The organism is Pseudomonas graminis (assembly GCF_013201545.1).
In the GTDB taxonomy this organism is placed as follows: domain Bacteria; phylum Pseudomonadota; class Gammaproteobacteria; order Pseudomonadales; family Pseudomonadaceae; genus Aquipseudomonas.
Genome location: NZ_CP053746.1, coordinates 4,451,402 through 4,466,547 on the forward strand (window position 1 = coordinate 4,451,402; position 15,146 = coordinate 4,466,547).

A 15,146-nucleotide genomic window follows, 5' to 3' on the forward strand; every position below is an offset into this window, starting at 1 on the left:
CTAAAGCCGGTCCTACATGGCCGTGCTCAGAAGTACTTGAGCCAGGCGATGTCCCGGCGACGCGCCTTGAGCGCCGCGAACCAACTCACCGCCGGCCATAACACGACGGTCAGCATGGCGGCGCAGCCCCACAGGCCCAATACCGAGGTGAACCCGAAGTATTGGCCTTGGGTGGTGCCCCAGATCGCGACCGCGCCGACATAGAGCAACTTCAGCACATACAAGTGCAGGAGGTAGAAAAACATCGGCGCCGCGCCAAAGGTCACCAGTGGTCGCAGCCAGGCCCGACCCTGTTGCCGCTCAAGCCAGGCCAGAACCAGCAAGCCGACACCCAGCGTGAGGCTGATGAACAGGAGCGACGGCGGGTACTTGGTCACGTTTAACACGCTCATCAGGGTCTGCGCGGTGGTGTCACCTTCCACCCAAGGTTTCTCGCCATAGCCGTTGATGCCGCGCAGGGCGAGAAACAGCGTCAGTGCGCCAAACCCCCAGGCAATCAGGTTGATCTCACGCTTTTCCCCATTCGCGTCGCGACCAAACCACGGCCCGGCGGCGTAACCCACGGCAATCACGCCGATCCACGGCAGCAGCGGGTACGACGTGCGCAGGCGCAGACTGTCGCCGACCTCGATCCAGCCGCGGTCATGCAGAATCGCCCACGGAATGTGCATCGCCGAGCCCACGGCAAAGTGCACGTCATCCAGCAGGTTATGCCCGGCGATGATCGCCAGTCCCAGCGCCGCCAGCACCCCGCGCGGCAGTACCACCATCGCTGACAGCGCAATCATGCTCAGGCCAATCGCCCAGATGACCTGCAGGTAAATCACCGTCGGCGGAAACTGGAACGTCCAGGCGAAGTTCACCAGGGTCAGTTCAAGCGCGATCAATACCAGCCCGCGCTTGAACAGAAACCCCGCCACCGCGCCCTTGCCCGCATGCCGTTCGCCGTACAGCCAGGCTGAAAGACCGGTAAGAAACACGAACAGCGGCGCGCAGAAATGCGCGAGGGTGCGGCTGATGAACAGGTCGACGCTGGTGTGGGCGACGTCCATCGGGTCGCTGACCTGATGGTGCAGAAAGAAGGTCTCGCGCACGTGATCCAGCAGCATGAACACGATGATCAGTCCACGCAGGGCATCGATCGATTGCAAACGGCCGGGATGGGCGATGGAGGTGACAGGAGATTGCAGGGGGACGGACAGAGTTTGCATACGCGGTGGACTCTCGAAGCGCGATAACCGACAGGCCCATGATAGACCTGCAAAAACGAGTTATAACATAACACTTGAGAGCACCCAGCGCGCAATCAAAATCACGCGCAGGGTGTGGCCCGAGACCACCGCCGTGCCTCGTCACCGGCCATGAGCACCCTGCCCCGTCCGGTGACTCGGCTGTCGCGCAGATCAATAACCGAGCGACAACCCCGTGCTGCGACGCGGATCGTTGGCGCCGTAGAAACGGTTATTCCCCACTGGCTTCCCACCGAGGGAAGGCGCGCCAACGAGAATGGCGGCCAGATGATTGGCGTCCTGAGGACCGGCAAACTTGTGGCCCCAGCTTTCGAGGATCTTCTGGGTGTCAGGGCTCACGGCGAAGGTTTCCAGGTTGGTGGTTTCCGGCATCCACTGCTGGTGGAAGCGAGGCGCATCGACTGCTTCCTGGATGTTCATGCCGTAGTCGATGACGTTAAGCATGGTCAGCAAGGTGGCGGTGATGATACGGCTGCCGCCCGGCGTGCCGACGACCATCACCGTCTTGCCGTCCTTGGTGACGATGGTCGGACTCATCGACGACAGCGGCGACTTGCCCGGGGCGATGGCGTTGGCTTCGCCCTGAATCAGGCCGTACATGTTCGGTACGCCGACCTTGGAGGTGAAGTCGTCCATTTCATCGTTGAGGATCACGCCGGTGCTGCTTGCCATTACGCCAGCGCCGAACCAGTCGTTGAGGGTGTAAGTGACGGAAACCGCGTTGCCCCACTTGTCGACGATGGAATAGTGGGTGGTGTTGTTGCCTTCGTGGGGCGCGACGCCGGGTTTGATGTTCTGGGAGATGCCGGCTTTCTGCGGTTCGATGGCGGCACGAAGCTTGCCGGCGTAGTCGCGGTCAAGCAGATGACTGATCGGGTTTTTGACGAAATCCGGATCGCCCAGGTAGCTGTTGCGGTCGACGTAGGCGTGACGCATGGCTTCGATCTGGTAATGCAGCCCTTGGGCGGAGTGATAGCCCAGTTCCTGCATCGGGTAGCCTTCGAGGATGTTCATAATCTCGCAAATCACTACGCCGCCGGAACTCGGTGGCGGCGCTGAGACCACGTGGTAGCCGCGGTAATCACATTCGATCGGCGCCATTTCGCGGGTTGCGTATTTGTCGAGATCCGCCTGGGTGATGATGCCCTTCCCTGCATGGCTGGAATCGACGATGGCCTTGGCCACCCAGCCCTTGTAGAAACCATCGCTGCCTTTGGCGGAGATTTCCTTGAGGGTCCTGGCGAGGTCTTTTTGCACGAGGGTGTCACCGACTTGCAGCGGCTGCCCCTTGTTCAGGAAGATCGTGCCGAGATCCTTTGCATCGGCCTTGAACTCATCGGTGGCGGTACCGAGCAGGTCGACGTCTCCTTGCTCCAGGGCGAAGCCGTTTTCAGCGAGTTTGATCGCCGGCGCAATGACTTCGGCGCGTTTTTTGGTGCCGTATTTGCTGAGCGCCATCTCCATGCCGGACACAGTGCCGGGCACGCCGACGGCCAGGTGCCCCTTGGAACTCAGGTCCGGCACGACGTTGCCGTCCTTGTCCAGGTACATGTTGGCGGTGGCTGCCAGCGGCGCTTTTTCGCGGAAGTCGAGGAAGGTCTTGCGTCCGTCCGCCAGCTGGATGGTCATGAAGCCGCCCCCACCCAGATTGCCGGCGGCGGGATAGACCACCGCCAGGGCGTAACCCACGGCAACGGCTGCATCCACCGCGTTGCCGCCGGATTTGAGCACGTCGACACCCACATGGGTGGCCAGATGCTGAGCGGTGACGACCATGCCGTTTTCAGCAGCGGCCGGGGCCACGGAAGCGGCGTGGGCGCAGGACAGACCAAGGGTGAGCACCGTCGCAACGAGCGACTGGGCGAAGGGTTGGTACTTCATGGGCAGTTTCTCTTTTTTCTTGTGGTGGGAGACAGCGGTGGGCAGAAGGTGCCCCGCACTAAAATAGCGCATGGGGGAAAAGTTGCCAGTTATTGCCAGAGACCCGGGCCAGTTTTTGCCCGAGACCCGGGATAAGACCCGGCATGGGGAATGCCGGGTTCAGTGCGCGTGTAGAAGGTAGGACGAAGCGGACTCAGAACCACCGATCGTTGCGCTTGCGGCCCTTGGTCAGGGACGGGAGGATCAGGCCCAGCAACAGTCCAGCGCCGGCGATGCTGCCGCCGTACACCATGTAACGCATCAGCACCTGATTGTTTTCGTCACCCAGCTTTGCCTGGGTCGTGCGCAAATCCGACTGGGCGCTGGCCAGCTGCGCGTTCAGGTCCTTGGTCCGTGCTTCGAGCTCGTCGACCAGTTTCTTGCGCGACTCCAGGGTTTCCTGCATGCCCTGAACCTTGGTCTTCCAGTCGTCGTCGATGGTCTTCAGTTGCGCGCTGAGGTCAGCGGCCTTCTGGGTCAATTGCGGCAAGCGCTCGGCCTGCCCCGGCACTTCCTGCAGGTCCGCGGTGGGAATCCAGACGTTGTCGCCGGCGCTGCCGCGCACCTGGCTGTAGTCGCCCTGGGTGTTGATCAGCTCGACTTTCTGTCCGGACTTCAAGGTGCCGACGATGCGGTAGCCGTCGGTGGGACCGCTGCGTACGTAAGTGCTCAGGGTGTCACTGACCCAGCGATCCTTGCTCGTGGTTTCGGCCAGCGCGAACGGGCTGGCAACGGCGGCGGTTATCAAGGTGGTCAGCAGGCCGGCATTGAGCAAACGGCGTCGAACGCCCGGCACAGGGGTCAAGCGAAGGGAGGCATCGGAGGGAGAAATAGGCATGGATAATCTTCGACAAATTGAAAAGAAGGCCGATGGGCGGGCCGCATGCAAGGGAATAACGCCTGATCGGACAGCGCCGAACAACGCGCTGCAACTGCTGGAATAGGCATCTGGCGCGGGCGAAATTCAGCCGGACGTCGCGGGCCGTAACCCGGGCGTACTGCGCGCGCAGTGGTCAACAGACCATTGAAAAGATGTCAGGTTCAGTGGCGAGGGATGACATTCGTCCGGGAAACGTCCCACAACGATTGTCGGAAGACTTCAAACGACTGTGGGAGCGAGTCCGCTGACGAATGCCTTATCAGGCGACCAGGTCGACTGATGGAAAGCTATTCGCGAGCAGGCTCGCTCCCACAGGTTTGCTACTCAGTTGCTACTCGGCCATTGCGCTGCGTCGAGAAAAACGCGGCTCAATGCAAGGCGTTATCACTCATCGTGTTGCAACTGCTCCACCGTCGGCTTGAGAATCACCACGCCCAGCGGCGGCAGGTTCAAGGACAGCGAGAACGCCTGGCCGTGACTCTTGATCTCGTCGGTGCGCACGCCACCGCCGTTGCCAAAGTTGGAACCGGCATAGACCCCCGCATCGCTGTTGAACAGCTCGGCCCACTTGCCGCTGAACGGAACGCCAACGCGGTAGGCTTCTCGCGGCACCGGCGTGAGGTTGGCGACCACCAGCAAGGGCTCGCCCTCCTTGCTCCAGCGCAGGTAGGCATAGACGCTGTTGCCGGCGTCGTCACCAATCACCCACTGGAAACCCTGTGGCTGACAGTCCTGCTCGTGCAGCGCCTTTTCCGTGCGATACAACCGGTTGAGGTCGCTGACCAGCGTGTGCACGCCCTTGTGCTCGGCGTACTGCAAGAAATGCCAGTCCAGCTCGGTGTCGTGGTTCCACTCGCGCCACTGGGCAAACTCGCAGCCCATGAACAGCAGCTTTTTGCCGGGGTGGGTCCACATGAACGACAGGTACGCGCGCAGGTTGGCGAATTTCTGCCAGCGGTCGCCAGGCATTTTGTCGATCAGCGAATGTTTGCCGTGCACCACTTCATCGTGGGAAATCGGCAGCACGAACCGCTCGGACCACGCGTAGACCAGGCCAAAGCTCAGCTGGGAATGGTGGTGCTGGCGATGGATGGGGTCCTGCTCGATGTACTTGAGCGTGTCGTGCATCCAGCCCATGTTCCACTTGTACGAGAAACCCAGACCGCCCTGTTGTGTGGACTGAGAAACGCCCGGCCACGAGGTTGATTCCTCGGCAATGACCAACGCGCCAGGTGCTTCGATCGCCACCACATCGTTAAGGTGGCGCAAGAAGTCGATGGCTTCCAGGTTTTCACGGCCGCCATAACGGTTCGGGACCCATTCGCCGGCATTGCGGGAATAGTCGCGATACAGCATTGACGCCACCGCATCCACGCGCAACGCATCAACGTGGAAGTTCTTCAGCCAATGGATACCCGAGGCAATCATGAAGCCGTGGACTTCGGTGCGCCCCAGGTTGTAGATCAGGGTGTTCCAGTCCTGATGGAAACCTTCATGGGGGTTGGCGTATTCGTACAGCGCGGTCCCGTCGAACTGGGCCAGACCGTGTGCATCGGTCGGAAAGTGCGCCGGCACCCAATCGAGAATCACGCCGATGTCGTTACGGTGGCAGGCATCAACGAATGCGGCGAAGTCTTCCGGTTTGCCGTAGCGCGCACTCGGTGCAAACTGCGACAACACCTGGTAGCCCCATGAACCGCCGAACGGGTGCTCCATGATCGGCATCAGTTCGATGTGGGTAAAGCCCAGTTCCTTGATGTAAGGAATCAGATTCTCTGCCAGCTCGCGCCAGTCGTACGGGCGATCCGGCTCGTCATCGCCGCCGTGGTGCCATTGCCACGAGCCGGCGTGCAGCTCGTAGATCGACAGCGGCTGATGAATGTCGTGCTTGTCGCCCCGTGACTGCATCCAGTCGTGGTCCTGCCATTCAAAGGCCAGCGGCGCCGCGACTTTCGAAGCGGTAGCAGGTGGCAACTGAGTGGCCAGGGCCATCGGGTCAGCCTTGAGCGGCAGAACGCCGTGCTGGCCGAGGATTTCGTACTTGTACGCTTCGCCCGGGCCGATGCGCGGGATGAAGATTTCCCACACACCGGTCGGGTGACGGAGGCGCATCGGGTGACGACGGCCGTCCCAGCTGTTGAAGTCGCCGACCACCGAAACACGGCGGGCATTCGGTGCCCACACCGAGAAGCGCACGCCGTCGACGCCATCGACATTCCTGACCTGCGCGCCCAAGGCGCTGCTCAGGTCGCGGTGGTTGCCCTCGGCAAACAGGTACAAGTCCATCTCGCCCAGCTGCTCGCCGAAGCTGTACGGGTCTTCGGTGATTTGCTCGCCGGTGGCCCAGGAGATTTTCAGCAGATAGGGTTCGCGCACCGGAAACTGCCCGGCAAAGAAGCCCGGTTTGTCGGTCATGCTCAACTGGCCGAGGTCACGTTCGCCGTCGCGAGACAGCACGCGCACCGCCAGTGCGTTGGGCAGATAGGCGCGGATCACCTGGCCTTCAGCGCCATCGCTGTGGGGGCCGAGCATCGAGAACGGGTCGCGGTGCTCCGCACGGATCAACGCGTCCAGGTCGACGGCGCTGGGCAATATCGCGTGGTTGCCATTACCGAATTGGTCAGACGCACTCATTTTCATTCTCCATCAGACAGGTCTAGAAGCCCGCGCAAGCCTTGAAGCGGAACCGACAACCATGTCGGCCGATTCTCGGCCTCGTAGGCCACTTCATAAGCGGCTTTTTCCAGGGTGAACAGCGCCAGCGCAGCAGCCTCACCTTTGGCATCTTTCCAGTCGTGACCCACTTCAACGGTGGCCTTGCGATAGCCGTCGAGGAAGGCCTCGCGCGCCTGCTTCAAATACGTCTCGGCCACTTGCTGGCGGGCGGTTTCAGCCTGCACCGACGTGTCGGCACTTTGCGCGTTGCGCAGGGCCATCGCCGCAGCGTAGTCGAACGAGCGCAGTACGCCGCTGACATCTTTGAACGGGCTGTATTTGGCCCGACGTTCCTGCAGCGGACGCGCGGGCTCGCCTTCGAAGTCGATCAGGTAGGCATCGCCCTTCACCACCAGCATCTGGCCGAGGTGCAGGTCGCCGTGCACCCGCATTCTCAGGCCGCCGACTGACTGCTTCGCCAGGGTTTTGACCTGGGCCAGCAGCGCTTTGCGTTTGCCCAGCAGTTCAGTGATGAGCTGCTGATCCTGGGCCTCCAGAGAGTCGCGGTGCTGTTCAAGCAGCTGCAAGGCGCGCTCGATCTGCGCCGAAACGCTCTTCGCCGAGGCCTCGCTGTCCTTGACGCTGGTGACTTCGGTCTTGAAGTCCGGGTTATCCGTCGGGGCGCCGAGGATCACGTGCATCTCGCCCAGACGCTGGCCCAACAGGCCGGCAAAGTCTTTCAGCTCGATCAGCGCATTGGCTTGCTGCTCCAGCGCCGACTGACCGTGGGCCATGTGATCGCGCACGGCGCGTTCGAGGTTGTTCTGGGTCCATTCCCACGCATCGCCCTGATTGCTCAGGTAACCCTGGGCGATCATCAGCAGGTTCTTCTCGCCCTGCCCGTCGACGCGCACGACCGCGCCCATCAGCGGCGAGATGTGCGGGTAGCCGGCTTCGGTCAGGTACGCGCCCATTTCCAGTTCCGGGTGAGTACCGGCCGCGACACGGCGAATCATTTTCAGCACCAGCTTCTTGCCGACCACCACCGAGCTATTGGACTGCTCGGCCGAGAGGTAACGCACCTCGGCGTCTTCGTTCAGCCCCAGTGGCGCCAGTTGCGACGTGCTCTGGAACTGCAGCTCACCGTCCGGCGTCGCCAGCACGGTATTGTCCTGCATGCCTTTGATGACGTTGCGAATGAACGGCTCGAGGGTGAACGCATCGGTGATCAAGCCGACCTGGCGGCCACGACGCACGCGAGACAGGGCCAACTGTTGCGGCAACGCGCTGCTGATGTCGTCTTCCGGCAACAGGCCAAACGGCAACTGGTAGCGCACCGTTTCGCCGCCAGAGGTCACTTCGATTTCGCTCAGCAACGCCGGCCGCACCGTGGAGCCGAAGCGCACGGCGTAGGCAATGTGAATGCTGTCGATGGCCGTGCCCTTGCCGGCGAACCAGCGGCGTTTCGGCAGATAGACCGACAGCGACTGCTGCTCCATGGTCTGGCGCAGGGGTTCTTCGAGCAATTCTTCCAGGCGCTGCTTGAGCACCAGGGTCGGGAAGTCCGGCATGCTCTGGGCCGGTTCAACGTGCCAGCTGGGCATTTGATTCTCCGCGGCCAGCAAGAACCAGTAGAAGCCATAAGGTGGCAACGTCAGCAGGTAATTGAGCTGGCCAATGGGTGGAAAGGCGCTGCCGCCGAGCATTTCGACCGGCACTGTCCCGGCGTACGGCGCCAGTTCAAGCTCGGCAGCCTGGGACGCGGCCGAAACGTTGGCGACGCATAGGATGATTTCAGTCTTGCCGTCCGGCCCGGTGTATTCGCGGGTGTAGGCCAAGATGCGGCGGTTGCTTGGCGAGAGCATTTTCAGGGTGCCACGGCCGAAGGCTTTCTGCTGCCGGCGCACGGCGAGCATGCGCCGGGTCCAGTTCAGCAGCGAATGCGGGTCATGATCCTGCGCTTCGACGTTGACCGACTGGTAACCATAAAGCGGGTCCATGATCGGCGGGAGCACCAGGCTCGCCGGGTTGGCGCGGGAAAAGCCGCCATTTCGGTCAATCGACCACTGCATCGGCGTGCGCACACCGTCGCGGTCGCCGAGGTAAATGTTGTCGCCCATGCCGATTTCGTCGCCGTAATACAGGGTCGGCGTGCCGGGCATGGACAGCAGCATGCTGTTCAGCAGCTCCACGCGGCGGCGGTCACGTTCCAGCAGCGGCGCCAGGCGACGACGAATGCCCAGGTTGATCCGCGCGCGACGGTCCGAGGCGTAGTAATTCCACAGGTAATCGCGCTCGCGGTCGGTGACCATCTCCAGCGTCAGCTCATCGTGGTTACGCAGGAAGATCGCCCACTGGCAGTTCTCCGGGATTTCCGGGGTCTGGCGCAGGATATCGGTGATCGGGAAACGGTCTTCCTGGGCAACCGCCATGTACATGCGCGGCATCAGCGGGAAGTGGAACGCCATGTGGCATTCGTCGCCGTCCTTACCCTTGCGATCGCCGAAGTACAGCTGAGTGTCTTCCGGCCATTGGTTGGCTTCGGCCAGCAGCATGCGGTCGGGGTAGTTGGCGTCGATTTCGGCACGGATCTGCTTGAGGACCTGGTGGGTCTCCGGCAGGTTTTCGTTGTTGGTGCCGTCGCGCTCGATCAAGTACGGAATCGCATCCAGACGCAGGCCGTCGATGCCCATGTCCAGCCAGTAGCGCATGACCTCGATCACCGCCTTCATGACCTGCGGGTTGTCGAAGTTCAGATCCGGCTGGTGGGAATAGAAACGGTGCCAGAAATACTGCTCGGCCACCGGGTCCCAGGTCCAGTTGGACTTCTCGGTGTCGAGAAAGATGATCCGGGTGCCGTCGTATTTCTGCGGGTCATCGGACCAGACGTAGAAATCCCGCGCCTTGGAGCCCTTCTTGGCGTGGCGCGCGCGCTGAAACCACGCGTGCTGGTCCGAGGTGTGGTTGATGACCAGTTCGGTAATCACCCGCAGACCGCGGTTGTGGGCCTCGGCGATAAACTTCTTCGCGTCGGCCATGGTGCCGTAATCGCTGTGCACGCCACGGTATTCGGAGATGTCATAGCCATCGTCGCGGCGTGGCGACGGGTAGAACGGCAGCAGCCAGATGGTGTTGACGCCCAGCTCGGCAATGTAGTCGAGCTTGGCAATCAGGCCGGGGAAGTCACCGATGCCATCGTCGTTGGAATCGAAAAACGATTTCACGTGGACCTGGTAAATCACCGCATCCTTGTACCAGAGCGGGTCTTCGATAAAGGCAGCGTTGCGGGGTTTCTTTGCCATGACCACATCCTTTGAATTATTGGTTTGTGGCTTTGATGCGCCAGATACCGAACGGCTGGTAAGACGGGTCCAGGCGCATGAACTGGTACTTGCCATACCAGGTCCAGGAATGCCCGGTCATCAAGTCTTCGCCCAAGGTCGCGGCATCATCAGGCAGGCCCATTTCCCACAGTGGCAGCTCGAACGTCGCTTCCTGCACGTTGCGCGGATCGAGGTTCACGGCAACCAGAATGAAGTTGCTGCCATCCGCGGTGCGCTTGCCGAAGTACAGGATGTTGTCGTTGTACGCGGTGTATATCTTCAGGCCCAAATGCGTCTGCAGCGCCGGATTCTGACGGCGAATGCGGTTCAGCTGGGCGATCTCGGCAATGATGTTGCCGGGTGCGGTGAAATCGCGAGGACGGATTTCGTACTTCTCTGAATCCAGGTATTCCTCTTTGCCTGGCACCGGCGCTGATTCACACAGTTCGAAGCCCGAATACATGCCCCACAAGCCTGAACCCATGGTCGCCAGCGCCGCGCGGATCAGGAAGCCCGGGCGCCCTGAATCGTGCAGGAACGGCGGGTTGATGTCCGGCGTGTTGACGAAGAAATTCGGGCGGTAGCACTCGCGCCATGGCGACTCGTTAAGCTGAGTGAAGTACTCGCTCAGCTCGGCCTTGGTGTTGCGCCAAGTGAAATAGGTGTAGCTCTGGGAATAACCGACCTTGCCCAGGCGCGCCATCATCGCCGGCTTGGTGAAGGCTTCAGCCAGGAACATGACCTCCGGGTGCTTGCTGCGCACGTCAGCAATCATCCATTGCCAGAACGGCAGCGGCTTGGTGTGCGGGTTGTCGACGCGGAAGATCTTCACGCCCTCCTTCACCCAGCCGAGGATCACGTCACGCAGCTCGGTCCACAGGCCCGGAATCGCGTCCGGCGCATAGAAGTCGACGTTGACGATGTCCTGGTATTTCTTCGGCGGGTTTTCCGCATAACGGATGGTGCCGTCCGGACGCCACGAGAACCAGCCCGGGTGTTCCTTGAGCCACAGGTGGTCCTGGGAGCACTGGATGGCGAAATCCAGGGCGATTTCCAGGCCGTGTTCAGCCGCTGCGGCGACCAGTTCGCGGAAGTCCTCGCGGGTACCCAATTGCGGGTGAATCGCGTCATGCCCCCCCTCCTCGCTGCCGATGGCGTAGGGGCTGCCCACATCATCCGGCCCGGCGGTCAGGGAGTTGTTAGGGCCTTTGCGGTGAGCGCGGCCGATCGGGTGGATCGGCGGGAAGTACAGCACGTCGAAGCCCATGTCGCGAATCATCGGCAGGCGCGAGTGGACGTCCTTGAAAGTGCCGTGGCGCTTTTTGTCGTCGGTGATCGAGCGCGGGAACAGCTCGTACCAGCTGGCGAACTGAGCCAGCTCACGTTCGACGTCCAGCGGGAATTCCAGGCTGCGGCTGAGGAACGCGTGGTTATCCGCCTTCGCCATAATGGCAGCGGCTTCACTGCTCAACAGCAAAGCGACTTTGGCCTCGTTTTCCGTAGCTTCACCGAGGCGCTTGATCAGGCTGTCGAGCTGGCCGCGCAATTCCAGGGTGCTGCGCTCGGCGGCGTGCACCAGGTGCAGGCGCCCTTCTTCCAGCTCCAGATCGATGGTCACGCCAGCAGCGTATTTCTTTTCCAGCTCGTAGCGGTAGCTGCCGAACTGATCGATCCAGGCTTCAAGGCGATAGACATAGCGGGTAAAGGTCGGCGGGGTGAATTCGCCCACCCAGCTGTCGTTGCCCAGCTCGCGCATGGGCACCGACTGCCATTCTTCATCGTCAACGGCACGGTAGACGATACGTACGGCCATCTTGTCGTGGCCGTCCGCGTAGATTTTGCTGGTGACCGTGACCGGCTGACCGACAACGGCCTTGGCCGCCAGCTGACCGTTATCGATCACCGGCTGGGTGTCCTCGATCACGATCCGCGGCAGCTGCAAGGCTTGGGTCAGGGGTATCGGGTGGATAGAGTGGAGAACATCGTTGGCCAGGGAATCCGGACCGTACGGCTGATCAGCAGTATCATTCATCGAGCATCACTCCTCACGCCCAGGGACGCCCACCGTGGGGCGTCCATTGCTTCAGCGTCTTTGTCCATAACATAAGAGAGAGCCACGGGATCAACGCATCCGGACGTGGCAGCATAGGTTCCGAACGCCAGCGTCGGGCAAAAGTTCAAACAGCTTGCGTGACGTTTGATCAGGCCACCGCGGCCATAATGGCAGGCCAAGTGCTCCGGCGCCGCGGGGTGACCGCGCGGATTGAGTGAATCATTGTCAGGGCGCTGCGGTCGACATGTTTGCGTGATGGCAGGTGTGTGCCGCGTCACCTGACACGCCCCTCTCAACGAACCCAAGGAAGCGACGACCATGAGCATTCCCGTGCCCGCAGAAACGCCCGATCCGAACATAGACGATCCCGAACTGCCAGTGCCCAAGCCCGAGGAGCCACCTTCCCCGCTCATGCCTCCGGTGATCGAGCCGCCGGTAGGTGATCCGCCGAGCGGCGAGCCCCCGGCGATTCTGGATGACACGTTTCCTGAGTGATTCCTTGACCCGACGCGGTGTTGTAGGACTGGCTTCAGCCGGGAAGCTTTTAGACAGCATGCCGCGATGTTGAGGGTGCGCAAACTGGCCTATTCCCGGCTAAAGCCGGTCCCACAATGCGCGTGTTCCTGTAGGACTGGCTTTAGCCGGGAATAGCTCGGTAGACACACCCTCGGTCTTGCCGAATGACCGCTGGCTCACGGCTCCTGCGCATCGCCACCGGTGCGGCGGGCCGGGTCCTTGGCGCGTTCTTCCGGCGATTCAAAGCGCCTCACAATCCGCGGCATCAGACTGAAAATCCCCAGCGCCAGCAATGTGCTCAGCACCGCCGTCATTTCCCTGCCCATTCCCGCCGCGATACCGATGGCCGCCGTCATCCACAGGCCGGCTGCCGTGGTCAGGCCCTTCACTTGTGTCGCATTGAGAGCATCGCCCTTGAGGATGGTCCCGGCTCCGAGAAAGCCGATCCCCGCGACAATCCCCTGCACTACCCGGCTGAGTGCGGCGTCGTCGGCACCGGCCATACGGGGCACCAGCACAAATAATGCGGCGCCCATGCACACCAGCATGTGGGTGCGAACCCCGGCGGCCTTGCCCTTGTGCTCCCGCTCGAAACCCAGAATCCCGCCCAGCAGGGCCGCGATCACCAGGCGTATGGTCACGCGGGTGATCTGCCCGGCATCCGTGATATCAGAAAACTCGGCCTGCAGTGTTTCTACGACTTCTTCCCACCAGGCATTCATCAGTGCATTCCCCCTCATTCACCGTCAGTGCGGTATGGACCGCAGCGCGGTTCGAGAGTGCAGGAAGCCTTATCGAGCCCTGGCGCCTGATCCGGTTGTTGTGCGCCAATCTGCATCTGTACTAATCCGCGCGTCGCGAGCATATTTCGACACTGCAAACGGGTCGTCCGCCCTTCCGCTGGCCGGCCATGCATGGCTGCTGCAGCCTAAAGCCACTCTGCACGAGCCCACCATGAAGCGTTATGAAAAGTTTGCCGATGACATTGCCGAGCTGATTCGCACTGGGGTGCTGGCTGCAGGTCAGCGCGTGCCGTCGGTGCGCTATGCCAGCCAGACCCACGGCATCAGCCCGTCGACGGTGTTCCAGGCCTATTATCTGCTGGAGCGGCGGGGTCTGATCCGGGCGCGCCCGCGTTCAGGCTACTTCGTCAACGACAGCGTCCGCCTGCAAGGCTTGGGCGATCCGGCGCCGGAGCAGGATGCGCGCCCTGCGCCCCAAGTGAGCGAATCCACCGAAGTCGACGTCAGCGACCTGGTGTTCTCGGTGCTTGAATCGATCAAGGACCCGAACATCGTGTCATTCGGCTCCGCCTTTCCCAGCGCCGGGCTGTTCCCGCTGCAGCGCCTGGCCCGCTCTCTCGCCAGCGCCACCCGCGACATGGACCCCAGCATGGTGGTCAGCGACCTCTCACCCGGCAATCCGGCCCTGCGCCGGCAGATCGCGCTGCGTTACATGGTCTCCGGGCAGATGTTGCCCATGGACGAACTGTTGATCACCAACGGCGCCCTCGAGGCCCTGAATCTGTGCCTGCAAGCGGTGACCGAGCCCGGTGATCTGGTGGCCATCGAGGCCCCGGCATTCTACGCCTGCCTGCAGGTGCTCGAACGGCTCAAGCTCAAAGCGGTGGAAATTCCGGTGCACCCGCAACAGGGCATTGACCTGGCGGTGCTGGAACAGGCGCTGGAGCGTTACCCGATCAAGGCCTGCTGGAGCATGACGAGTTTCCAGAACCCGACCGGGGCGACGGTGCCCGAGTTGCGCAAACGGGAGCTGGTCGAGCTTTTGCGCAGGCATGAAGTGCCGCTGATCGAGGATGACGTCTACGCCGAGCTGTATTACGGCCAGCACGCGCCGAAACCGGCGAAGGCGTTTGACACCGAAGGTTTGGTGCTGCATTGCGGCTCGTTCGCCAAGAGCCTCGCGCCTGGTTATCGGGTGGGATGGGTGGCCGCCGGGCGTTATGCGCAGAAGGTCGAGCGGCTGAAAATCATGACCTCGCTGTGCGCCTCAATGCCCGCCCAGGCCGCCATTGCCGATTACCTGCAGCACGGCGGTTACGACCGCCACCTGCGCAAGTTGCGCCACAGCCTGGAAGATCAGCAGCGCGCGATGCTTGGCGCCATCGCCCGGCACTTCCCCGCGCAGACCCGCGTCAGCCAGCCCACCGGCGGGTATTTCCTGTGGGTTGAACTGCCGGAACAGATCGACTCGCTCAAGGTGTTCCAGGCCGCACTCGCCCAGGGCATCAGCATCGCGCCCGGGCCGATGTTCTCGCCAACGCGGCGCTTCAAACACTTCATCCGCTTGAACTACGGCAGCCCTTGGGGTGAAACGTCTGAACGGGCGATGGAGACGCTGGGGAAGATCATTCGCTCGATGATGGGTTAGCCATTGCGAGTGTGGTGAGCTTGCCCGCTAAGGCCTGCTTTCAGCCTCCAGAGCATTGGCTGAATGTTCCGGCCCCTTTGTGGGCAAGCTCATTCCCACAGGTTCGACGCACTGATCGGGATAGCAAGTCGACGCACCTCTTTGGGGATGAAGCGGGT

At 61.9% G+C, this 15,146-nt stretch carries 9 protein-coding genes; 2 read left to right on the plus strand and 7 right to left on the minus strand.

All coding sequences use genetic code 11. The annotated features are described in order from the left end of the window. Positions 1–26: 26 nt before the first annotated feature. The 6 genes from FX982_RS20080 to FX982_RS20105 form a co-directional block, all read right to left on the minus strand. Positions 27–1,211 carry a DUF1624 domain-containing protein gene (locus FX982_RS20080; RefSeq protein WP_172612226.1) on the minus strand — a complete coding sequence of 395 codons (1,185 nt, stop codon included), beginning with the start codon at positions 1,209–1,211 and terminating at the stop codon, positions 27–29. 192 nt (positions 1,212–1,403) lie between these two features. Continuing rightward, on the minus strand, positions 1,404–3,131 hold the full coding sequence (gene ggt, locus FX982_RS20085) for a gamma-glutamyltransferase (protein ID WP_172612227.1): 1,728 nt from the start codon (positions 3,129–3,131) through the stop codon (positions 1,404–1,406). Between the two features lie 193 nt (positions 3,132–3,324). Next, positions 3,325–4,008 carry a TIGR04211 family SH3 domain-containing protein gene (locus FX982_RS20090; protein WP_122535252.1) on the minus strand — a complete coding sequence of 228 codons (684 nt, stop codon included), beginning with the start codon at positions 4,006–4,008 and terminating at the stop codon, positions 3,325–3,327. Positions 4,009–4,434: 426 nt separating this feature from the next. Further along, positions 4,435–6,684, minus strand: coding sequence for a 1,4-alpha-glucan branching protein GlgB (glgB, locus tag FX982_RS20095; RefSeq protein ID WP_172612228.1), 2,250 nt, complete (start codon positions 6,682–6,684; stop codon positions 4,435–4,437). Between the two features lie 2 nt (positions 6,685–6,686). Then, a complete protein-coding gene (gene treS, locus FX982_RS20100; RefSeq protein ID WP_172612229.1) occupies positions 6,687–10,007 on the minus strand; it encodes a maltose alpha-D-glucosyltransferase in 3,321 nt (1,106 codons plus the stop codon). Between the two features lie 16 nt (positions 10,008–10,023). Beyond that, positions 10,024–12,060, minus strand: coding sequence for an alpha-1,4-glucan--maltose-1-phosphate maltosyltransferase (locus FX982_RS20105; protein WP_172612230.1), 2,037 nt, complete (start codon positions 12,058–12,060; stop codon positions 10,024–10,026). A 339-nt stretch (positions 12,061–12,399) separates the two neighbouring features. Here FX982_RS20105 and FX982_RS20110 point away from each other — a divergent pair, with 339 nt between their 5' ends. Further along, positions 12,400–12,576 carry a hypothetical protein gene (locus FX982_RS20110; RefSeq protein WP_163022162.1) on the plus strand — a complete coding sequence of 59 codons (177 nt, stop codon included), beginning with the start codon at positions 12,400–12,402 and terminating at the stop codon, positions 12,574–12,576. Positions 12,577–12,773: 197 nt separating this feature from the next. Here the strand turns inward: FX982_RS20110 and FX982_RS20115 are convergent, their stop codons facing one another. Then, positions 12,774–13,319, minus strand: coding sequence for an MgtC/SapB family protein (locus FX982_RS20115; protein WP_172612231.1), 546 nt, complete (start codon positions 13,317–13,319; stop codon positions 12,774–12,776). 232 nt (positions 13,320–13,551) lie between these two features. Between FX982_RS20115 and mapR the strand changes: the two genes are divergently transcribed. Then, complete coding sequence (gene mapR / locus FX982_RS20120) at positions 13,552–14,988, plus strand: GntR family transcriptional regulator MpaR (protein WP_172612232.1); 1,437 nt, start codon at positions 13,552–13,554, stop codon at positions 14,986–14,988. Positions 14,989–15,146: the final 158 nt, after the last annotated feature.